22 protein-coding genes are annotated in these 20,868 nt (G+C 66.7%); 12 read left to right on the top strand and 10 right to left on the bottom strand.

Annotated features, from left to right (window positions below; genetic code table 11):
• Window positions 1–19 precede the first annotated feature (19 nt).
• The 3 genes from DES52_RS07175 to DES52_RS07165 all read right to left on the bottom strand — a co-directional run bounded on the left by DES52_RS07175 (window position 20) and on the right by DES52_RS07165 (window position 1,379).
• Window positions 20–223 (bottom strand): hypothetical protein, encoded by a 204-nt coding sequence (locus DES52_RS07175; protein ID WP_146237211.1) that lies wholly within the window; start codon window positions 221–223, stop codon window positions 20–22.
• Window positions 224–382: 159 nt separating this feature from the next.
• Window positions 383–862 carry an MgtC/SapB family protein gene (locus DES52_RS07170; RefSeq protein ID WP_245900782.1) on the bottom strand — a complete coding sequence of 160 codons (480 nt, stop codon included), beginning with the start codon at window positions 860–862 and terminating at the stop codon, window positions 383–385.
• A gap of 1 nt (window position 863) precedes the next feature.
• Entirely contained in the window at window positions 864–1,379 is a 516-nt protein-coding gene (locus DES52_RS07165; RefSeq protein ID WP_110886103.1) for a mycothiol transferase, read from the bottom strand.
• A 12-nt stretch (window positions 1,380–1,391) separates the two neighbouring features.
• Between DES52_RS07165 and DES52_RS07160 the strand changes: the two genes are divergently transcribed.
• From DES52_RS07160 to DES52_RS07145, 4 genes are read left to right on the top strand one after another with little or no spacing between them, the layout of a single operon-like run.
• Entirely contained in the window at window positions 1,392–2,498 is a 1,107-nt protein-coding gene (locus DES52_RS07160) for a DNA glycosylase AlkZ-like family protein (protein WP_110886102.1), read from the top strand.
• A gap of 58 nt (window positions 2,499–2,556) precedes the next feature.
• A complete protein-coding gene (locus DES52_RS07155; protein ID WP_245900780.1) occupies window positions 2,557–2,997 on the top strand; it encodes a helix-turn-helix transcriptional regulator in 441 nt (146 codons plus the stop codon).
• Between the two features lie 10 nt (window positions 2,998–3,007).
• Entirely contained in the window at window positions 3,008–3,442 is a 435-nt protein-coding gene (locus DES52_RS07150) for a VOC family protein (protein WP_110886157.1), read from the top strand.
• A gap of 34 nt (window positions 3,443–3,476) precedes the next feature.
• Entirely contained in the window at window positions 3,477–3,917 is a 441-nt protein-coding gene (locus DES52_RS07145; protein WP_110886100.1) for an iron chaperone, read from the top strand.
• A gap of 79 nt (window positions 3,918–3,996) precedes the next feature.
• On the opposite strand, the gene DES52_RS07140 is transcribed toward DES52_RS07145, so the two are convergent.
• Both DES52_RS07140 and DES52_RS07135 read right to left on the bottom strand, forming a co-directional pair.
• Window positions 3,997–5,517: a B12-binding domain-containing radical SAM protein gene (locus DES52_RS07140; RefSeq protein WP_110886099.1), complete on the bottom strand. Its 1,521-nt coding sequence runs from the start codon at window positions 5,515–5,517 to the stop codon at window positions 3,997–3,999.
• 178 nt (window positions 5,518–5,695) lie between these two features.
• On the bottom strand, window positions 5,696–6,472 hold the full coding sequence (locus tag DES52_RS07135; protein ID WP_110886098.1) for a peptidoglycan-binding domain-containing protein: 777 nt from the start codon (window positions 6,470–6,472) through the stop codon (window positions 5,696–5,698).
• 163 nt (window positions 6,473–6,635) lie between these two features.
• Here DES52_RS07135 and DES52_RS07130 point away from each other — a divergent pair, with 163 nt between their 5' ends.
• Complete coding sequence (locus tag DES52_RS07130; protein ID WP_110886097.1) at window positions 6,636–8,885, top strand: VWA domain-containing protein; 2,250 nt, start codon at window positions 6,636–6,638, stop codon at window positions 8,883–8,885.
• Here the strand turns inward: DES52_RS07130 and DES52_RS07125 are convergent.
• Window positions 8,882–9,094 carry a hypothetical protein gene (locus tag DES52_RS07125; protein ID WP_110886096.1) on the bottom strand — a complete coding sequence of 71 codons (213 nt, stop codon included), beginning with the start codon at window positions 9,092–9,094 and terminating at the stop codon, window positions 8,882–8,884. The two genes, DES52_RS07130 and DES52_RS07125, sit on opposite strands and share 4 nt — an antisense overlap.
• Window positions 9,095–9,160: 66 nt before the next feature.
• Complete coding sequence (locus DES52_RS07120; RefSeq protein ID WP_170130935.1) at window positions 9,161–11,434, bottom strand: ATP-binding protein; 2,274 nt, start codon at window positions 11,432–11,434, stop codon at window positions 9,161–9,163.
• Between the two features lie 115 nt (window positions 11,435–11,549).
• On the opposite strand from DES52_RS07120, the gene DES52_RS07115 reads away from it, so the two are divergent.
• From DES52_RS07115 to DES52_RS07105, 3 genes are read left to right on the top strand one after another with little or no spacing between them, the layout of a single operon-like run.
• Window positions 11,550–12,059 carry a cupin domain-containing protein gene (locus tag DES52_RS07115; protein ID WP_170130934.1) on the top strand — a complete coding sequence of 170 codons (510 nt, stop codon included), beginning with the start codon at window positions 11,550–11,552 and terminating at the stop codon, window positions 12,057–12,059.
• Between the two features lies 1 nt (window position 12,060).
• Window positions 12,061–12,852: an AfsR/SARP family transcriptional regulator gene (locus tag DES52_RS07110; RefSeq protein ID WP_170130933.1), complete on the top strand. Its 792-nt coding sequence runs from the start codon at window positions 12,061–12,063 to the stop codon at window positions 12,850–12,852.
• Window positions 12,853–12,899: 47 nt separating this feature from the next.
• Complete coding sequence (locus DES52_RS07105) at window positions 12,900–13,472, top strand: cupin domain-containing protein (RefSeq protein ID WP_110886093.1); 573 nt, start codon at window positions 12,900–12,902, stop codon at window positions 13,470–13,472.
• Between the two features lie 68 nt (window positions 13,473–13,540).
• Here DES52_RS07105 and DES52_RS07100 read toward each other — a convergent pair whose 3' ends face one another.
• The 3 genes from DES52_RS07100 to DES52_RS07090 form a co-directional block, all read right to left on the bottom strand.
• A complete protein-coding gene (locus tag DES52_RS07100) occupies window positions 13,541–14,674 on the bottom strand; it encodes a citrate/2-methylcitrate synthase (protein WP_110886092.1) in 1,134 nt (377 codons plus the stop codon).
• A 229-nt stretch (window positions 14,675–14,903) separates the two neighbouring features.
• Complete coding sequence (locus DES52_RS07095; protein WP_245900778.1) at window positions 14,904–16,289, bottom strand: class-III pyridoxal-phosphate-dependent aminotransferase; 1,386 nt, start codon at window positions 16,287–16,289, stop codon at window positions 14,904–14,906.
• 118 nt (window positions 16,290–16,407) lie between these two features.
• The gene (locus tag DES52_RS07090) at window positions 16,408–17,706 is read right to left on the bottom strand and encodes a polysaccharide deacetylase family protein (RefSeq protein WP_110886090.1); all 1,299 of its coding nucleotides are present in this window, start codon (window positions 17,704–17,706) and stop codon (window positions 16,408–16,410) included.
• An 80-nt stretch (window positions 17,707–17,786) separates the two neighbouring features.
• Between DES52_RS07090 and DES52_RS07085 the strand changes: the two genes are divergently transcribed.
• From DES52_RS07085 to DES52_RS07070, 4 genes are read left to right on the top strand one after another with little or no spacing between them, the layout of a single operon-like run.
• A complete protein-coding gene (locus DES52_RS07085) occupies window positions 17,787–18,539 on the top strand; it encodes a fumarylacetoacetate hydrolase family protein (protein WP_110886089.1) in 753 nt (250 codons plus the stop codon).
• Window positions 18,540–18,570: 31 nt separating this feature from the next.
• Complete coding sequence (locus DES52_RS07080) at window positions 18,571–19,767, top strand: S41 family peptidase (protein ID WP_110886088.1); 1,197 nt, start codon at window positions 18,571–18,573, stop codon at window positions 19,765–19,767.
• 38 nt (window positions 19,768–19,805) lie between these two features.
• Entirely contained in the window at window positions 19,806–20,558 is a 753-nt protein-coding gene (locus DES52_RS07075; RefSeq protein ID WP_110886087.1) for a sulfite exporter TauE/SafE family protein, read from the top strand.
• The gene (locus DES52_RS07070) at window positions 20,555–20,860 is read left to right on the top strand and encodes a hypothetical protein (protein WP_110886086.1); all 306 of its coding nucleotides are present in this window, start codon (window positions 20,555–20,557) and stop codon (window positions 20,858–20,860) included. Before DES52_RS07075 ends, DES52_RS07070 begins: the two co-directional genes overlap by 4 nt.
• Window positions 20,861–20,868 lie beyond the last annotated feature (8 nt).

Genomic DNA, 20,868 nt, shown 5'->3' with positions numbered 1-20,868 from the left:
GTCGCGCTTCTGCGCGGAATCAGGCGAAGCCGAAGAGGGATTTGAACAGTTCCACGAAAATCTCGACGATCCACATGAAGATGCGAAGCACGACGTACAGCATGAGCAGTTGGCCGAGCGCCTGGCCGAATTGGATGAGGGTCCACAGCATCGCGATCCCTACGGCCACCAAGAAGATGATTCCGGTGATTCGCAAGGCCTTCCCGACGACCGCGTTGTTCATGACCACATTGTGCAAGAACACGGACCTCGGTTGTTCTCGCCGCGTGAGATCCTCGCGGTGTTCGCGTCTTCCCCGACCGAACCTTCGTCACGCTCGCCTTGGATTCGCCGGGCCGAGTGGGTCGGCGAGGAGCGACGGCGCAGGGCACGCCCGGAAGGCTCATTCGTCGTCGGGTTCGCGCAAGCCGCGCGCTTCGATCCACCCGACCATGCGCAACGTTGCGAGGAACAATCCCGTGACGAGCGTCGCGAGGAGGAAGTGGTCGAGCCCGCACGTGATGCCGACGCCCGCCGTTCCGAGAATCGACGCGGCGGTCGTGAGACCTTTCGTCTTGCCGGACCGCCACGACGAGAAGATGGCGCCCGCCCCGAGAAAGCTGATGCCCGACACGACCGCGCTGAGCACCGCGAGCGGATCGAGGCGGATGTTCGTCGAGAGGTCCTTGAAGTTCTCGACGAGAAGTTCGGCGAGAATCACGAACAACGCGCTCGACGTGCCCACGAGGATGTGCGTGCGAAGCCCGGCGGCCTTGCGCGTGAGCTCGCGCTCCAAGCCGATGGCGCCCGACAGCACGAACGCGACGAGCATGCGCCCGAACAAGGTGAGGTCGTGCGCGAGGGTGTCGTTCGCCTCGACCACTTCAGTCTCTCCTCACGGCGCGGCCTTGCAGCGTTCGGAGCGTCAGAATCTGGCCTTTGTGGTTCGACTCGTGCAAGGCGAGGTGCGCGAGGACCCACTGAGGCGTCACGTCGTACCGAGGCAACGAGCGCGGCCGGACGAAGTCGTCGACGGTCATGTGCTCGAACGTGTCGAGCAGGAGCGCGCGAACCCATCCGAGGCGGTCGAGGTGGTGCTGCACGGTCTCGCCCACGACCGCCGAGAGGCGCCCGGCCTCGTCGCGCACGTCGACGGGAAACCAACGCGCCGCCTCGTCCGGGAAGTCCTCCTGGCGGACTTCGGTGAACAGCCAGTCGAGTTCGATCGCGGCGATGTGGTACAGGAGCGTACCGATGGCGTTGAGTCCAGCGGGCGCGACGTCGGGATCGAAGAGGCCCGTGACGCTCTCGTGCGTGCGCCGCCGCGCTTCCTCCAACGTCCAAAGGGCCGCGCCGATCTCGGGAACGGGGTGTCGATGGGACACGACGAGTTCACGCATAGAATCCAGTGTATGCCGCTTTCCCTCGCCGCACTGCGGACGTTCGCCCTTCGCCGCTCCCTGCCGGGCAAGGCGGGCTTGCAGGACGTCATCGACGCCCTCGGATACGTGCAGGCCGACCCGATTCGCGCTCCGGCGCGCGCTCAGGACCTCATCCTCTTCCAGCGGGTGCGCGGCTACCGTGCGGGCGACCTCGAGCGGCGTTACGCGGACCTCGACGTGGAAGAGGAGGTGCTGCAAAACTACGGCTTCGTTCCGAGGCGCGTGCAACGTCTCGTTCACCCTCGCGAAACGTCCGCGCTGCGCATCGAGCGTGAAGCGCCGCACCTGCTCGACGGCGTGCTGGCGTTCGTGCGCGAGCGAGGCGTCGCGCATCCCAGGGACGTCGAGGCGCACTTCGGGCGCGAGCGTGTCGGAAACTACTGGGGCGGCACGAGCAGCGCGACGACGCGCGTCCTGGAAGGCTTGCACTTCCGAGGCCACCTGCGCGTCGTGCGGCGTGAGGCAGGCGTGCGCGTGTACGGTCCCGCCCTTCACCTTCACGAGCTTCACGCCGATCCGCCTTCGAAGGCGGAGCAGGCGCGCGGCCTCGTGGACCTCGTGCTGCGGCAACTCGCCCCGATTCCCGAAGCCAGCTTCAAGGCGACGGTGTCGATGCTGGGCTACGGCGCTCGTCACCTCGCGCCCGAGTTGCGGCAAGCCGTGCGAAGCGCGCAGACCGAACGCGCGAAGGTGGACGGCGTGACGTACCTTTGGCCCGGCGGCGAGACGCCCGACGGGGACGCACCCGCCAAAGTTCACCTGCTCGCGCCGTTCGATCCGCTCGTGTGGGACCGCCGAAGGTTCGAGCACCTTCATGGCTGGGCGTACCGCTTCGAGGCGTACACCCCGGCGGCGAAGCGCAAGCTCGGCTACTACGCCCTGCCCCTCGTGTGGCGCGGCGAGGCGATCGGGTGGGCGAACCTCAAGGTGGAAGGCGGCGAGTTGAAGGCCGAGGTCGGCTTCGTGAACGCTCGGCCCGCTTCGAAGGCGTTCGAGCGGGAACTGGACGCGGAGCTGGATCGGTACCGCGCGTTCTTGGGGTCGAGGCGGGAACGAGACGAAGCGCCTCGGCGCTGACGGTACGTTCCATCCCGAACGGCTTCGCGGGTGACCGGCAAGTGCGACAATGGCAGCCGTGACCAAAGAGCTCGGCTCGTCGCACCTTCGCGATCTCGCTCGGCTGCGCCGCGTTCGGGACCGAATCGACCGGGAGTACGATCGTCCGCTGGACGTCGAAGCCCTCGCCCGCAGCGTGAACATGTCGGGCGGGCACCTCAGCCGTCAATTCAAACGTGCCTACGGCGAGTCGCCGTACGCTTACCTCATGACGCGGCGCATCGAGCGCGCGATGGCGCTGTTGCAACGCGGCGACCTCAGCGTCACCGAAGTCTGCTTCGCGGTGGGGTGCTCTTCGCTGGGCACGTTCAGCACCCGCTTCACGGAACTCGTCGGCGTTCCGCCCAGCGTGTACCGAGCGCGCGCGGACCGCGCGACGGCGGGCATGCCGCCGTGCTTGGCGAAGCAGGTGATCCGACCGATCAGGAATCGAGAAGCGCCGACTCCCGAAGACGCTTAGAGTGAATTCCGTGGACCTCACGATTCATCAGACGTTCCTGCCGCACGACGATCCGGCCGACTCCCTGGCGTTTTACCGTGACACCCTCGGCTTCGAGGTGAGGGGCGACGTCGAATACGGCGGATTGCACTGGATCACGGTCGGTCCCGCCGATCAGCCTCACACGTCCATCGTGTTGTACCCGCCCGCGGCGACACCCGGCGTGACCGACGACGAGCGCCGCGTCATCGCGGAGATGATGGCCAAAGGCACTTACGCGGCCCTCGTCTTGGCCACGGCCGACCTCGACGGCACGTTCGAGCGCTTGCAGAGCAGGAACGCCGAGATCGTTCAGGAACCGACCGAGCAGCCTTACGGCGTTCGCGACTGCGCCGTTCGCGATCCCGCCGGAAACTTGATTCGCGTTCAAGAGCGGCGCGGCGTCGCTCGGCCGTCGGCAACTTGACCTGCCGACCTCGATGCCCACGGGAGGAAGTCTCATGAGTGAACGAACACCTCAGGTATTCACGGACGAAGAGCGGGCGGCGATGAAGGAGCGCGCCGCCGAGCAGAAAGCCGAAGGCCGCCGCGGCGCCCGCTCGGCCAAGGCAGACGCGGAAAGCGACGTGCTCGCGAAGATCGCCGAGATGACGCCCTCCGACCGCGCCATGGCCGAGCGCCTGCACGCGCTGATCAAGGCGAGCGCGCCCACCTTGTCGCCGAAACTTTGGTACGGAATGCCCGCGTACGCCAAGGACGGCAAGGTCGTCTGCTTCTTTCAAAGCGCGCACAAATTCAAGACGCGGTACGCGACGCTGGGCTTCAGCGACGAGGCGAAGCTCGATGACGGAGCCTTGTGGCCTACCGCCTTCGCGCTGACCGAGTGGACGGTCGACGTCGAAGCGGCGGTCGCCTTGCTCGTGAGAAAAGCGGTGGGGTGAGGACGGCGCTGAAGCGTCGAAAGCGCGAAGAGGGGCGCCGGCATGAAGTCGGCGCCCCTCTTCGAATCTCGTCGAGTGGTTACACCGCGAGGCCTTCGGCGTGGCTGCTGACGCCGCGAATGAGCTGACCGGGCGGAAGGTCGATCACGGCCTGGTTCGACTCGAACTCGTCGTGCCAACCGATCTCGTCGAGCGCCTTCTTCCACGTGGCGATGCTCTCGTTCTTGTAGATCGAGTATGCCGCCATGCCGATCTCGGCGCCGCCACGCGCGACAATGCTCTCCACCCACGCCCACTTGGCGCTGACGTTTCGCAGTTCGGCCGTCGTGCGCAACTCCTTTTGGATGCGCTTGAGGCGCTTCTCGATCGTCTGCACCCCGGCGAACGGATCGGCGAAGTGCGGCGTGTGCCGCTTGGGCACGAACGGCGAGACGCCGAGGGCGATGCGGTTGATCTTCGCGAGCTCCTTCGTGAACTCGATCAGCTCGGTGATGTCGTCGTCGTTCTCGGGGCCGAGGCCGATCATCATGTACACCTTGAGGCCCGAGAAGCCGAGGTCGCGGCTGATGTGCGCCGTCTTCAGCAAGTCCTCGGTGGTGATGCCCTTCTTCAGCCAGCGGCGCAGGCGTTCCGACGGCGCGTCCGACGCCACCGTGAAGGTCCGCAGCCCGCCCGCCTTGAGGATCTCGGCGAGTTCCGTGTCCACCGTGTCCGCGCGAATCGACGACACGCCGAGCTTGACGCCACGCTCGGTGAGCTTGCGGCCCACGTACTTCGTGTGCGGAAAGTCGCTGAGGGCCGCGCCGACGAGGCCGACCTTCGTCGCCCAATCGGGGATCTTGTCGAGCAGCTCGTCACCTTGATTGTTGCGGTTCGGGCCGTACATCGTGCGCGCCAAGCAGAAGGTGCACGGACGCGGGCAGCCGCGCTGCGCCTCCACGAGAAACATGTTCGACAGCTCCGAGTGCGGCGTGACGATCTGGCTGTACGCGGGCAGCAGTTCCTTAGGCGCCGTCGCCCACTTCGGCTCGTGCACGTGACGCGCGGGCAGAAACACGCCGGGCACACCGTCGATGAGGTCGTAGAAGTCCTCGCGCGACGAGGCTTCGCGAAGCGCCTCGGCGATGACGGGCACGAGTTGCTCGCCGTCGCCGATCGCGATGATGTCCGCGAAGGGCGTCAGGGGGTACGGATTGGAGGACGTGAACGGCCCGCCGATCATCACGATGGGATCGCTGTCGTCACGTTCCTCGCGCAGGGGAGCGAGGCCCGCCACGTCGAGGGTGCGGATGATGTTCGTGAGGTCGAGCTCGAAGGACACGGAAATCGCGAAGAGCTCGCAGTCTCCGGCGTCACGGCCCGTTTCGACGGTCGGCAGGTGGCCTCGGAAGCTTTCGGGCTCCTCGGGCAGGAAGGCGCGTTCGCACGCGACGCCTTCCTCTTGATTGAACATGCGGTAGATGACTTGGAACCCGAGGCTCGCCATCCCGACCGAGTAGCGATTGGGAAAGGCGAGCGTGACCCGAATCGGCGCGTGCTTGAAGATCGTGCCGATTTCTTCGTCCAACAAGGGTTTGAGGGTGGAACGCCAGTAATTCAAATGATCTCCAAGAAACGCGGCGGGAGAGGCGGAAAGTTCGGTCGTGCGAGTCGTGCGCCCGCTTCGCTTCGCTCTTACAGCAAAACAAAGCGGGCGAGCCGCTTTGAATGGAGTTTACTTGATCTTGATGCTCGGATTTGGCGCTTAGGGCAGCATTCCCGCTCGCACGAGCGCGCGCTCAACGGCCCAGGTACGTGTCCACGCTTCGCGCCTCGAACGGCTGGGCACGATCGGAGAACAATCGGCTCCACGTGCCTTGATCCACGACGCCCGTGACCCTGAGGCCGTTCGCGGCTTGAAACGCCTTCACGGTCGCCGCCGTGACGGGACCGTACCATCCGTCGCCGCCCGTGCCGCGCGGAATACGCGCGACCTCGATGAGGCGCTCTTGCAGCAAGCGCACGTCCTCGCCGTTGAGGTGCGGCGACGCCAGGGCGAGCGAGCGGCGAAACGGCGGAACGTTCACGGTTTCGGACGCGCGGTTGGGCGCGGCGGGCGGACTGACCTTCGGCGTGATTCGAATGTCTTCGCGGCGTTGCAGGTCCGCTTCCGCCCGCGTCGGCACGGTGTCGAGCACCAAGAGCGTCGCCTTGGCGTCACCCGGCGCGGGCCCGGCGATCACGGCCACGACCGCGCCGCCTTGACGCACGTAGTTGTACGAGAAGATCGGATTGCGCTGAGAGCGCCACGCGGTCACGAGCGGCGTCGCTTCGGAGCGGTTGAGCAACATCTTCGTTCGTTCCGCCGAGTAGGGAACGCGCACGCACGCCTTGGCCGCCGTGAAATTGGTGTAACTTGCCGGACAAGGCGTGATGGTGCCGTCGACGGTACGGGCGACGGCGACGGCGGCCTTGTCCACGACGCGCGTGTCCGCCGGGCTTTGCGCGAACGCCGCCGAGGCGGCGAGTCCGACGCCGAGCACGAAGGTCTTGGAGTGCGAACCGAGTCGAGTCATCGTGGAATCATCCTCGGTCAGGCAAGCTGACTTCGCGTGACCGCCACGTGAAGGCGCCCCGATTTCTCCTCGCACCCTCGCTTGCCAACTTCGCGAGAACGGTCACAATGATGGCACGCCACTCTTCGATTTCAGGCCGATTCCGCCCTTTGGAGGTTCTTGTATGCGATCCCTTTCCCTCGCCTTGTTTTTGACGGCCACCCTCGCCTCGGCACAAAGCACCACGACGAACGTGCAACTCATCCTCGACGCGTCGGGCAGCATGTTCTCTCGGTTCGCCGACACGACGCGCATCGCCGCTGCCAAAGACGTCTTGACAAACTTCGTGTCGAGCCTGCCCGAAGGCGCCAATCTCAACGTCGGTCTGCGCATCTACGGCGCGAACACCTCGGCGGGCGATCCCTCCGCTTGCCAAGACAGCAAGCTCGTGTTGCCGATGCGGGGCCTCGACCGCGCCGCCCTCACGAGCACCGTCACGGCCACGCGTCCGCGCGGCGCGACGCCCATTGTGTACTCGCTGACGCAAGCCGCGGCGGATTTCCCGCAAGACGCGAGCCGCAAGCTCGTCGTCCTCGTGACGGACGGGTTGGAGTCGTGCGGCGGCAACCTTCAAGCGGCCCTCGAAGCGTTCAAGGCGCGCGGCATCGAAGTGGACATTCGCGTGATTGGCATCGACCTCGGCGCGAACGCCCAACGGGCCTTCTCGGGCCTCAAGTTCGAGAACGTCGACTCGAGCGCCGCGCTCGCCGCCGCGCTCGGACGGGCCACGCAAGACGTCGCCAAGCCGGTCGAGACGCGCTTGCCCGTCACCGTCGACCTCACGGAGAACGGGCGGCCCGTCACGAGCGGCGCGACCGTCTCGTTCGTGGGCAGCGTCGACGCGAGCAACAAGACGGACCTCGCCGCCGGCACGAACGGCTACACGGGCTCGCTGCTCGCCGGAACGTACACGGCGACCGTCACGAGCGCCGCGAACGGCGCGCAGTCCTTCTCGGGCCTCACGGTCGCGCCGGGCGCCGCCAACCGCTTCACCTTCGAGATCGGCAAGGTCGCGAACGTCAACGTGACGGTGACTCCGGCGAATCCCGTGGCGGGCAGCAAGGTGCAAGTCGCCTTCTCCGGCGCGCCTGCGGGCGACCGCAACTGGGTGACCGTGACGCGCAAAGGCGACCCCGACGCGGTGTACTCCGATTGGACGTACGCGAAAGGAGCGAGCGGCAACGTCGAACTCACCTTGCCCGACGTGGAAGGTGAGCTCGAAGCGCGTTACGTTCTCAAGAACCCCGACGGCACCGAGCGCGTGATCGGCCGAAGCGTGCCTTTCACGGCGCGGCGCGTCACCACGAGCGTGGACGGACCGAGCGAAGCGCTCGCGGGCGGCACGGTCAGCGTGCGCTGGACCGGACCGAACAACGAGCGCGATTACGTCACCATCGTGAAGAAGGGCGCGCCCGAAGGCAGCTACCTCTCGTATCAGTACACCCGTTCGGCCAACCCCGTCACGCTCAACCTTCCGACGGAGCCGGGCGAGTACGAACTGCGCTACTCCAGCGACGACTCCAACAAGACCATGGCGTCCAAGGCCATCACGCTCAAGGCCGCCGAGTACGCTCTCGACGCGCCGAGCGAAGCGCTCGCGGGCGGCACGGTGAGCGTGCGCTGGACGGGTCCGAACAACGCGCGCGACTACGTCACCATCGTGAAGAAGGGCGCGCCCGCCGGAAGCTACCTCAGCTACGGCTACACGCGCAACGCCAATCCCGTCCAGCTCAAGCTGCCCGTCGAACCCGGCGAGTACGAACTGCGTTACTCCACCGAGGCGTCCAGTCCCAACCCGATCCTCGCGAGCCGTCCCATCACGCTCAAAGGCTCGTCGTACGCCTTGGAGGCTCCGAGCGAAGCGGTGGCGGGCGGCACGGTCGATGTGCGCTGGACGGGCCCCAACAACGAGCGTGACTACATCACCATCGTGAAGAAGGGCGCACCCGTGGGAAGCTACCTCGACTACGGTTACACGCGCAACGCCAACCCCGTTCGCCTCAAGCTGCCCGTCGAACCCGGCGAGTACGAGCTTCGCTACTCCACGGAGGCCGCCAGCCCCAATCCGACCCTCGCAAGCCGCTCCATCACGCTCAAAGGCGCGACGTACAACCTCAGCGGTCCCAGGGAAGCCAAAGTCGGCGAGACGATCAGCGTTCGTTGGACCGGTCCCGGCAACGCTGGCGACTACATCACCATCGTGAAGAAGGGCGCGCCCGTCGGGTCGTACCTCGACTACGCCTACACCCGTGAAGGCGCCACGGTGCAAATCACGGTTCCCAACGAGCCGGGCGAGTACGAACTTCGCTACTCCACCGAAGCCGCCAGCCCCAACCCGACGTTGTTCTCCGCTCCCATCACGGTCAAGCGCTAACTTTTGCGGTACACGCTCGCGAGGAAGTACGCGAGTCCGCCCAGCACCGCCGCCAGCAGCAAGAACCACGCGAGCCTCGCCAACACCACGGCGAGGCTCGTCAAGAGTACCCCGAGAAATTGCAGCACCTGCCCCGCGAGCCACACCGCGAACAAGCCGAAGGCGGCGATCAGCAAGACGGCGAGGGCGGAACTCACGAGGCGGGTCATGGCCGTTAATGTACCGTAAAGACGCGCCGGGCGCGGTTCGTCAAGCGAGGGCGCCGTCCGGGTGCGTCACGCGAGCCCGTGCTGCAACGCGTAGCGCGTGGCCGCCGCGCGGTTGCGCACCCCGAGCTTCGAGAAGACCGCCGCCACTTGGTCGTTCACGGTGTACACGCCGCTGCCCAACTTCGCCGCGATTTGCTTGTTCGACAAGCCTTCCGCCAAAAGCCGCAGCACGTCCCGTTCGCGCGGCGTCAAGGTATGAGCGCTCGCTTCGCTCGGAGCCGAGTCGGCGGAAGCGAGGAGCATGTCGGGGCGCAAGTTCGCCGCCGTCAGCGTGGTCAGCAAGGCGTCCAGGGAAGCATTCTGACCGGCTTGCACGGCGTCGGCGAGACGCGGCGCGTTCGAGGAGTCGGGTAAGGACGCCAGCCACGGCATGAACATCTCGCGCTCGACGTTCGGCCGAATGCCGAGGGCCGTGCGAATGGCGTCCGTCGCGCCCCACAAAAACGCGGCGTCGCGCTCACGTCCTTCGAGCATCGCGATCGCCGCCGCACCGTACAAGCCTCCCATCGTCAAGACGGGTTCGTCCACGCGCCGAGCGAGATCGAGCACGTCGTGCAATTTCGCGCGGGCCGCCGCCACGTCGCCCTCCGCCAAGTCGAGGGGCGCGAGGCACAGCACGGCCCAGCCCCACAGCGAGTGGTGCGCCGTTCGCGACCACTCGGCGGACTCTTGCAACGCGGCGCGCGCCTCGGCCGTCGCGCCCATGAAACCGGCGAGCAGCCCCAGTCCGTTGAGGCACACCGCCACCAAAAACGCGTCTCGCTGAGGTCGCGCCCACTCCAGGCAACGCTCGAGGTCGGCGCGTGCGCCGAGCGGATCGGTCGCGAACCGAGCGTAACCGCGCGCTTGCAATCCGTACGCGAGGCCGCGCGCTTCCCCGATCGCTTCGAACGTCTCGACGCACTTTCTCGCCAACTGCTCGCTGCGAAGCGCGTCGCCTTGCCGAAACGCCGTGAAGGCGAGGGCGTGCTGCCACCATCCGACCGCTTGACTGCCCGCCGGGGCGGCGTTCAAAGCCTCGCGCACGTACGGCGCGGCAGATTCGTCGAAGCGCGCCGTCAAGACGAACGGCAAGTGCTCGGCGAAGTCGGCGAGGGCAGCTTCGTCTCGCGTTCGCGTCGAGAACGCGAGCGCCGCCAAGATGTTCGGCAACTCTCGCGCCACGCCGTGCGCCACGCCGCCGCTGTGATCGCCGCGCAAGGTCGCGTCGATCGCCCGCGTCCGAGCTTGGTAGAAAGCTCGGTGCGCGGCGCGAACACGGTGCGCGTCCGCTGAGGCGTCCAATCGCTCCAGCGCGAAGGCGCGCAGGGACTCCAGCAGCAAGAAGCGGCTTTCGAGCGGGTCGTGCACGCTTTGCACGAGGCTTTTGTCCACCAGGGACGTGAGGGCGGACAAGACGTTTACGTCGCCTCCCCCCACCGCTTCCGCCGCCTCCAAGGTGAAGTCACCGACGAACACGCCCAGACGAGCGAACAGCCGCTGTTCGTCCTCGGCGAGAAGCGCGTGACTCCACTCGATCGCCGCTCGGAGCGTCCGCTGCCGTGACGGAAGATCGCTCGGCCCCTCGGTCAGCAGCGTCAAGCGCTGGTCCATGCGGGCGAGCAACGCGGGAACGCTCCACATTCGGATGCGCGCCGCCGCCAACTCGATCGCCAAGGGCAGACCGTCGAGGCGGCGACACAACTCTTCGACGGCGGGCCGCACCGCGTCTGTGAGCGTGAAGTCGGGCCGTACGGCGCGCGCGCGTTCGAAGAACAATCGAACCGCCTCGCCGACCGGGTCCTCGGCGCTCGGCAAGCCGAGCGGAGACACCGGAAACTCGTGTTCGCCGTACAGCTTGAGCCGCTCGCGGCTCGTCGCGAGCACCGTGAGACCCGGCGCTACGGCCGTCAAACGAGAGACGTCGGGGGCGGCGGCGAGAACGTGTTCGAAATTGTCGAGCACCAACAACAGTTGACGCGGCGCGAGAACGTCTCCGAGCGCTTCGACGAGATCACGGCCCGCCTCGTGCAGGTTCACCGCCTCGGCGATCGCGGGCAGCACTTGGGCGGGGCGCTCCAACGCCGCGAGCGGTACGAACACGACTCCGTCGGGAAAGCGGTCTTGCAGGCGACCCGCCAATTCGAGGGCGAGCCGCGTCTTTCCGACACCGCCCGGTCCCGTGAGGGTCAGGAGCGTGACGTCGGGCCAATTCAGGATTTGGTGGACTTGCTCAAGTTCACGCTCTCGACCGACGAGGGACGTGGCTTGCGCTGGCAGGGGAGAAATCGCTCGGGGCATGGTCGTGCCCATGCTACGCCGAGCAGGGCTCCCCCTCATTTGAAGGTCGCTCGTTTCCCCTGAATTGAGGATGGCGCGGCGGACGGCCCGAACTACGCTGACGTCGAGGCTATTCATGACAGACACGACCCCACCCGTTCGATCCGCCCTCTCGCCGCGCACGTTTCGTGTGCGCGCCGACCGCTTCCGAGTCCTGGTCTCGGGCGGCGACACCGACGAACGCTTGTCCGTGCTCGACGTTCGAGCGCGCCGAGGCTTCGAGTTGCCCGTCCACGTGCACGACGCGGAAGACGAAATTCTCACCGTGCTCGAAGGGCAAGTCTGCGTGCACCTCGCCGGGGACGACGTCCTGCTCGGTCCGTTCGACACCCTGCTCCTGCGCCGGGGCGTGCCGCATGCCCTGCGCCTGCTCACGGAGACGGCGCGGCTGACCGCGACGTACACGCCCGCCGGCTTCGAGCGGTACTTGCAAGCGATCGCCGAAGCGGGCCCGACCGTCGACGAGTCCGTCGAATCTGGAATCGTCGAGCCGCCGAACGTGCCCGCCCTCGTCCGCTTGGGCGAGACCTTCGGCCTTCGGTACTTCCCCGAACCTTTCCCCGCCCGCGATGCACAGGAGCGTTGACATGCCGACTTTCACCTTGCTCGACTCGCCCTCTTCGCGCGGCGGAGCCGCTGCGACCACGTTGCAGTTGCTCGGCGCTCCGACCGTCTTGAACGCCGCGAAGCGACGCGTCGCGCTGGAACGCAAAACCGCCGCTTTGCTCGCCATTCTGGCGCTGGAAGGTCCGACGCCTCGCGCGCGCCTGCTGCACCTCCTGTGGCCCGAAAGCCGCGAGGAGACCGCCCGCAACAACCTCGTGCAACTTCTGCGCAAACTGCACGCCCTGGCAGGAACCTCGTTGATCGAGGGGCGCGTTTGCTTGGCGCTTTGCGCGGACGTCACGGCAGACGTGCTCGGCCTCGACGCGTCTCCGAGCGGCTCGGACGCCTCGCTGCTGCACGGCGACCCGCGGCTCTTGGCCGCGTGCGAATTCGACGATTGCCCGGACTTGGAGGAGTGGGTGATCTTCGCGCGTGAACGCTTGTTCGAGCGCACCTTGCTGAGGCTGCGCGACCACGCCGACCGCTTCGAACGCACGGGCCAATCGAGCGAGGCGCTGCGGGTCGTGCAGCGTCTGCTGTACCTCGACCCGCTTTCCGAGGACGCGCACGTTCGTTTGATGCGTCTGCACGCCTCGACGGGCAATCGGCACCGCGCCTGGACGTGCTTCGAGCAGTTGAGGACGCGTCTTCGCCGCGAACTCGGCGTCGAGCCTCTCGGCGAGACCCAAGGGCTGGCGCGCGCACTCCTCGGAGGAGAACGATTCACCGCCGACGCTCGCCCCGCCGCCTTCTCGCTGCGCTCCAGCGCTTGACACGACGTTCTTTCCCGCGCCTTTGCGCGCGAGTCAAGGAGACCATCATGACCGTTACGAACTTTGCCCCCGAGTCCACCGAGCAGTCCCCGCTTCGCATCAGCAATCCGGTGTCGCGCGACACCGTGACGTTCGTGCGCCGAACCGACGGAACGTGCGACACCCTCCTCGACTTGGAAGTCGCGCCGGGAGGCGGTCTGGGCTTGCACTTCCACGACGCGTACAGCGAGTCGTTCACGTGCGTTTCGGGCGTGTTCGGCGTTCAGGTCGGCGCGCGCGTCGTGCGCCTTCGTCCTGGCGAGTCCGCGACGGCCGACATCGGTTCGGCGCACCGCTGGTTCAACGACGGCGACGAAACGGCCGTCGCGCGAGTCACGGTCGCTCCTGGAAATCCCGGCTTGGAAGCGGGCTTGATCGTGCTGTACGGCCTCGCGCGCGACGGATTGCTGAGCCCCGACGGCACGCCGAAGTCGCTCGTGCATCTCGCGGTTCTGACCGACCTCACGAACTCCCGGGTACCCGGTTTGCTCGGGGTGCTCAACCCCGTGCTTCGCGCCGTCGCGAATTGGGCGAAACGGCGCGGAGTGGACCGCGAATTGCTCGCTCGCTACGGCGCCTGACGCGCCGCCGAACGAACAACGTCGAGGAGGGCGGGTCCGAGACCCGCCCTCCTCGAAACGGCGAGGGCTCAGCGCTGAGCGATCTCGACGTAATGCTGATCCTTGGCGCCGGTGTACACGGCGTCCGGGCGCAGCAGGCGGTTGTTGTCGGTGTACTCGATCACCGAGGCGACCCAACCGCTGATGCGCGCGAGGCCGAAAATCGGCGTGAAGTACGACTTCTTGATGCCGAGGTCCGAGTACACGACGCCGCTGTAGAAGTCGACGTTGGGGTAAATGCCCTTGCCGCCGAGGCGCTCCACGATTTCCTTCTCGATCGTCTCGAGGATCTGGTAGTAGTGGCTCTTGCCCTGCTTTTCCGAGACGAACGCCGCGTACTCGCGCAGCACGCGCGAGCGCGGGTCGAAGTACTTGTACACGCGGTGCCCGACGCCCATGATCTTTTCTTTGTTGTCGAGCTTGTGCGTGATGTACGACACGGCGTTCTCGACGGTGCCGATCTCGTCGAGCATGTCCATCACCGCTTCGTTCGCGCCTCCGTGCAGCGGGCCCTTGAGGGCGCCGATGGCGGACGTGATGGAGGAGTACATGTCGCTCAGCGTGGACGCCGTGGCGATGGCGGTGAACGTGGAGGCGTTCATGCCGTGGTCGGCGTGCAGGATGAGGGCGATGTCGAACAGTCGCGCTTCCTCGGGCGTGGGCTCGTGGCCCTTGAGCATGTAAAGGAAGTTCCCGGCGTGCGTGAGATCCGCGCGGGGCGCGACCACGTCCTGACCGTCTTGCGCGCGCGCGATCGCGGCGATGATCGTGGAGAACTGCGCGATCATCCGCACGCCGATTGCGTAACGGCCTTCGGCGCTCGTGTCTTCCGCTTGGCTGTCGAGCAGCCCGAGGTGCGACACGGCCGTGCGAAGCGCTTGCATGGGGTGCGCGCCCTTCGGGTAAGAGGCGATGGCGCGCAAAAGCTCGGCGGGCACTTCACGGTTGGCGCGAAGCTCGGCGTCGAACTTCGCGAGTTCCTCGCTCGTCGGGAGCTTGCCGTGCAACAGCGCGAAGCTCAGTTCTTCGAACGTGCTCTTCTCGGCCCACTCCTGAATGGGAATGCCGAGGTGCGTGAGGATGCCCTCGGTGCCGTTGATGAACGTGAGCTTGCTTTCTGTGAACAGGACTCCTTCGAGTCCTTTGGCGATCGTGGCGGTCATAACTCCTCCGGTTCGTCAAGGCGGACGCGGCTCACGCGACGCACAGTTCGCGGCTCGTGCGCGCCCCTTGTTGGATTGTTTCGGCTCAGCTTAGCACCGTTGCGAGTTTTGTGGAGGCGTGGCGTGACGTCCATGAACGCTCAGTCTGTCCCTTCATGAGTGACGAGGCGGCGTTCGAGGAAAGGTCGGCGCTTCGGCGACGCTCGCCGCGCACCACGCGGCTCTGCCTCTACTCGAAGAAGGCGAACTTCGCCAATTGCAAGAGCTTCCCCAAGCCCGTGCCCCGCACCAACGAGAAGCTCGTCGGGTGCTGTTCGGCGGCGCGCCCGACTCGGTCGAACAACTCGTCGAACACGTCGTCGGGCATGTTCATGGCGGGCGTGATGCGCATGGTCCGCGCGGCATTCAAGCTGAAATTGAGCTGCACACCCGCTCGGTAGAACGCCAGAAGCGCCAGGAAGCCGCTGACTTCGCTCACGAAATCCGCTTGCCCGGGAAGAAACTTGGGATCGATGACCGGACGGAAGTTCATGGCGAACAACGTCCCCGCTCCTCGGACATCCTCCAGCAAATTCGGAAAACGTTGCTGCACGGCCTTGAGACGCGTGAGGCCGCGCTCTCCCAGGGCGCGCGAGCGCGCGGGCGCGTCCATGTCGATCAGCATCTCCAGCGACTTCAAACCGACCGCCATGGCGATCGAGTTTCCCCCGAAGGTGTTGCTGTGCCGCTTGAGTTTGTTCACGTCGCCGAGCAACTCGCGGTAGATGGAGTTGCGTACGATCGTGGCGCCCACGGGCACCAAGCCTCCGCCGAGCGGTTTGGCGAGGGTGATGATGTCGGGTTCGAGGCCTGCGGCGAGGCTTTGGAACCAGTGCCCGGACCGACCGAGGCCCGTTTGGATCTCGTCGACGACGAGCAGCACGCCTTTCGGACGGCATAAGTCGTGCACGGCCCGCAAGAAATCGGGCGGGGGAAGCCGAACGCCCGCTTCACCGAGAATCGGTTCGAGCACCACCGCCACGATCTTGTCGGGCCCGAGCCGCTTCACGGTTCGAGCGAGGGCTTCGATGTCGCCGAACGGCAAAGTCACGACGCTCGACGACAGCAAGTTCCGAAACGGGCCTTGCAAGGTCGGGTTCGGCGTGAGCGAGAGGCTCATGAACGTTTTGCCGTGGTAGGCACGCTGGAAGTTGATGAGGTACTTGGCTTTGGGCCGCGCGGCGACGGCGAACTTGATGGCGGCCTCGACCGCTTCCGTGCCGGAGTTCGAGAAGAAGACGCGAGAATCGGCATGGCTCGGCGCTTGATGGGAAAGCAAGCGCACCAAGTTCGCTTCCAACGCCGCTCGCCACGTCGTGACCGATTGTTGAGCGATCGCGATTTGACCGCCGACGGCGAGCATGTCGCGCAGGAAACCCACGAGTTCGGGCGGATTGTCGCCGAAGGGCAAGGCGGCGTAACCGCTCGCGTTGATGACGTGGCGACCATGAGGATCTTCGAGCTCCCAAGGCGTGATGGGCCGCAAGGGACCGCTCATTCCCAGGATGTCGAGGCCGCGCATGAGTTTTCCATTGCCGTGCGTGACTTCCAAGCGGACGGCCTCGTCGGCCGTCATGCGATCTTGGAGCACGTCGTCAGCGCGAATAAAGCCTTTAGGTATCGTCATAAGAATAGGCGGACGTGCCGCGAGGTGTCATTGTACTCTCGCCGCCCCGCCTTCATATCCGTCGGCATTACCACTTCGCGTTCACGCCGATCGACACGCCGCGCGCGCCCACGGTGCCGGTGACGTCGAAACTGCCGAGGCGCGCCGTCACGCCGCCGTACGCGCCTTCGTCGAAGCCCGCCAGCACGCGAAACGGCCGTCCTTCTCCTTCTTGGATCGGCAAGGCGTACGTGCCCTCGACCGCGAAGCCCCGGCGATCGTTCCACTCGACGTCGAGACGCGCGTAGTCGAAGGGCAGCACGCTCGCGCCGAGCGTCGCCGAGCGCGCTCCGAACGAGAAGCGGCCCCACGCTTCTCCGAAGCCGCCGAGCGGCACGGCCGCCCCGACGAGCGGGCCCTCGCTCGACAACCCCACCGCGAACGCCGCTCCGAGCGCGCGCACGCCGAGCGTCACTTCGTCGAAGCGCGAAACGCCGCGTGCCGTGCGCGCCCCGAGGACGAACGCGCCGTCTCGCGCGACGAACGATTGAACGCGCGCCTCCCGACTCGCCGAGAAGGACCACGCGCCGTCTCCGAGCAGCTCGAAGCGCGCGGCGTTGCCGAAGCGAGGCGCGCCGCCCGCCTCGCCGCTCGGCTCCAAGGTCGAGAGCAAGCCGAGCGCGAGGACGGGCGCGCGGGTATCGACGCCCGAATTCGCGCGCCACGCGAGGCCGAGATTCGCGTCGAGCGGCGTGCCGAGCGGTCGCCTCGCGGCGAGCGGGTCGGTCGCCGCGTCGTTCACGCCGAAGCTCGTCGTGAAAGCGCACGAGTAGAACCGCGCGGCGACTTCTCGAACGCGCGCGTCGTGCAGACCGAACGGGTACGCCACGCACGCCGCGTCGAAGCCGCGACGTGCGAGCTCGTCGCGGCTTCCGCCCAGCTCGCGTTCCAACGAATCGGGCGTGAGGTCGGGCAGGGCGGCGTGGCTGCGTGTGTGCGACCCGATTTCCCACCCGGCCGCTTGCAACTCGCGCAGTTGCGTCCACGACACGTAGCCGGGGTGCCCGACCTTGTCCGTGATCACGAAGAAGGTCGCTTTCACGCCGAGTTCGCGCAACACCGGAAAGGCGACGTCGTACACGTCCACGTACCCGTCGTCGAACGTGATCGCCGCCGTGTCGCCCGACGCGCGCGCCACCTCGCTCGCGGTGACGAAGCGCCGTCCCGCGCCGCGAAGCGACTGCACTTCGCGGCGCAGCGTCGGACCGTCGAGCGCGAGCGTGAGGCCGCCTGAAACGCCCACGCGGTGAAACGTGACGGTGAGGTTGCTCGCGGCGGCGGGCGAAGCGACCGCGAGGGCGGCGAGCAAAGGAAGAAGGGCGCGCATCGCGAAAGCCTAGCGTCCGGCGCGACGCGGCGCGATGAAGATCCTCGCGCTCGGCGGTCGCGCGTGTCAAACTACCCGTCGTGAAACTTCTGCGCTTTCGCCACGGTGAGACGGTCGCCTGGGGCGACCTCGACGGTGACACCATTCATCTGCGCGCCTCCATGACGGGCGCGCGAACGGGAGAGACGACCTCGCGTTCCGACGTGTCCCTCCTCGCGCCCGCCGAGCCGACGAAGATCGTGTGCGTCGGTCGCAATTACCTCGATCACATCAAGGAACTCGGCAACGATCGAGGCGACTTGCCGACCGAGCCCGGCATCTTCCTCAAGGGCCCCAACACCCTCGCCGTCCACGAGGAGCGCGTCGCGTATCCCGACTGGACCGAGAACTTCCACTTCGAAGGCGAACTCGCGCTCGTGATCGGACGCGAAGCGAAGAACGTGGGCCGCGACGCGGCCTTGGAGCATGTTCTCGGGTACACCTGCGGCCTCGACCTCACGGCGCGCGACAAGCAGAGCGCCGATTTGCAGTGGTTTCGCGCGAAGGGCGCGGACAAGTTCTGCCCTCTCGGTCCTTGGTTGGAGACGAATCTCGACCCGTCGGACGTGCGCGTCACGACACGGGTGAACGGTGAGACGCGCCAAGACGGTCGCACGTCGCAGATGATCTTCGACGTGCCGACGATCCTCGCGTACGTGACCCGCTTCGTGACCCTCGAAGTCGGCGACGTCGTCCTCACTGGGACGCCGTCGGGCGTCGGGCCGCTTCAGCGGGGAGACCGCGTCGAAGTCGAAGTGGGCGGCGTCGGCGTGCTTCTCACTTTCATCGCTTGAGACATTCACCACGTGAAGCGACAATGAAGACGTGCGCTTCCGTGCCTTCGTCGTTCTCGGCTCCGTTTCCCTGCTCGCCTCCGGCGCGACGTTCGCGTCGCCCGCCTCGGACTTCCTGTCGGAAGTCACACGCCTTCTGCGCTTCTACGGCGGGCCTTCCAAGGTCGATCCCGTCACGCTGAGCGAGCAAGCACGCGCGGAACTCGACGCGAAGTGCGCCGAAGCGGCCGCTTGCTCCATCGACACCGGTCGGGCGGTCGCTCAGGACCTCGTCGCGAAGTTCGCCGACAAACACACGAATTTGCGTCCTCCCAGCGCCGCGAAGCGCGCCCGCGCCGAGATGAACGGCACGGACGTCGCGCGAATCGGCGTGCGCCTCGTGCCGATCGGCGGAGGCGCCTCCATGATCGGTTACGTGCGCCCCGACTCGCCCGCCGATCGAGCGAAGCTCGACGTCGGCGCGGTCGTCACGGCCATCAACGGGCTCGACGCGACGAGCACGAACCTCGCCGTCGCCGAGGACGCGGGCGCCGTCACGTTGGCGCTCGGGGAAGGTCGCACCGTCACGCTGAAGCCCGACCTGCTGCCCGCCCGAGACTTTCCGACGCTTCGCGTCGTGAAGGGCGTCAACGTCGTCAACATTCCGACCTTTCTGAGCGAGGGCACCGCCTCGGCGTTCTTCAAGACGCTGCGCGGCCTCGACGCGCGTACTCCGCTCGTCGTGGACGTGCGCGCCAACGGCGGCGGGAACCTCGACGAGTGCTTGCTCGCCGCGTCCGCCTTCGGCGAGGTGACGCACGACTTGCAAAGCGACCGCCGCGTCACCCGTTACCGCGCCAAGGACGGGAGCCTCGCCGTGAACGGACACCTCGTGGAGCGCTTGGGGGACGTGAGCGCTCCGAATCCGGCGCGCGTCGCCGTGCTGGTGTCCGAGCGGACCGCGTCGTGCGGCGAGATCTTCGCGCTTTCCATGCAAAAGCTCGGTGCGACGATCGTCGGCGCTCGGACGGCGGGCGTCATGAACTCCGCCGTGGGCTTGTACGACCTCAGCGACGGCTCGATGCTGTCCGTCACGACGAGCAAGGCCGTCGGAACGAGCGGGCAGCTCATGGACGCTTTCGTGACGCCCGACCGTGACGTGAAGCTCGACCGCGACGCCTTGTTGCAAGGGCGCGATATCACGCTGGAGGCGGGCGTCACGACCGTGCGCGAGTTCGCCGATCGCTGAACGTTCGCGGCGAAGGCGAGCGTGATAGGCTTCGCGACGTGACCCTCGCCGTTCTCGCCATCGGTCTGTTCGCAGGGGTGCTCGGCGCCATCCTCGGTTTGGGGGGTGGCGTCGTCGTCGTTCCCGCCTTGGAGTTCGTCTTGCCTCTGTTCGGACGTGACATCACCATCCAGCAAGCGGTCGCCGCCTCTCAAATCGGCGTGCTCGCCGTCGGTCTCAGCGGCGCCGCCGCGTACTTGCAGCGAGGCCTCGTGCGCGCGCGCATCGGGTACCTGCTCTCGCCGTACACGATCGTCGGGGGCGTGCTCGGCTCGGTGCTCGGGCTGGTCTTGCCCGAGCGCATCGTCGCGCTCGTGTTCGCCGCCTTGCTGCTGTACTCGGCGTACAACCTCGTCAAGGGCATTCGCCGCGTCGACGAGGAACGCGAAAGCCAGTCGCGTCTCGTGCTGCCCGCCATGACCTTCGCCGGAATCATGTCCGGCCTGCTCGGCATCGGGGGCGGAACGGTGCAGGTGCCCGTCATGAACTTGCTCGCGGGCATCCCGATTCGCGAAGCCATCGCGACGAGCACCTTCATCATGGGCTTGACGGCGGTCGGCAACGCCATCGTGTATCAAGCGGGCGGACTGCTCGACGTGCGCCTCGCCGGAACGGTCGCGCTCGGCGTCTTGGTGGGCGCCCGCCTCGGGGCGAGTTTGCAGCAGCGCATTTCCGCCAACCGGCTCAAGCTCTTCTTCTCGGCCCTGCTGGTGTTCACGGCGCTGCAACTTCTGTGGGAGCATCTGCGATGAGCGCACCTCAGCACAAGACCAACTCGGTGGCGAAGCCCGTCTTGCCGCCGAGGCTCTACCCGACGGCCTTCTGGATCGTCGTGACGCTCCTCGCGCTGGGGCTGTTCGTGCCCGCCCTCGAGCAGATTGGCGTGCTGGCGTTGCTGCTCACGCCCGTCGTGGCCGCCGTCACGGTCGTGCTCGTGCATTGGCGCGACGACCGTCGCCTCGCCGTGGCCGCGCTGCTCGCCCTCGTGGGCTTGGCGCTGGTGTACCTCGTGCGCGGCTACTTGCCCGCCCTCGCCAAGCTTCTGGGAGGCTAGAAGTCAGG

Source organism: Deinococcus yavapaiensis KR-236, from assembly GCF_003217515.1.
In the GTDB taxonomy this organism is placed as follows: Bacteria; Deinococcota; Deinococci; order Deinococcales; family Deinococcaceae; genus Deinococcus_A; species Deinococcus_A yavapaiensis.
Note: the sequence above shows the minus strand (reverse complement) of the source record. Positions and strands in the feature narration are given on the sequence as shown.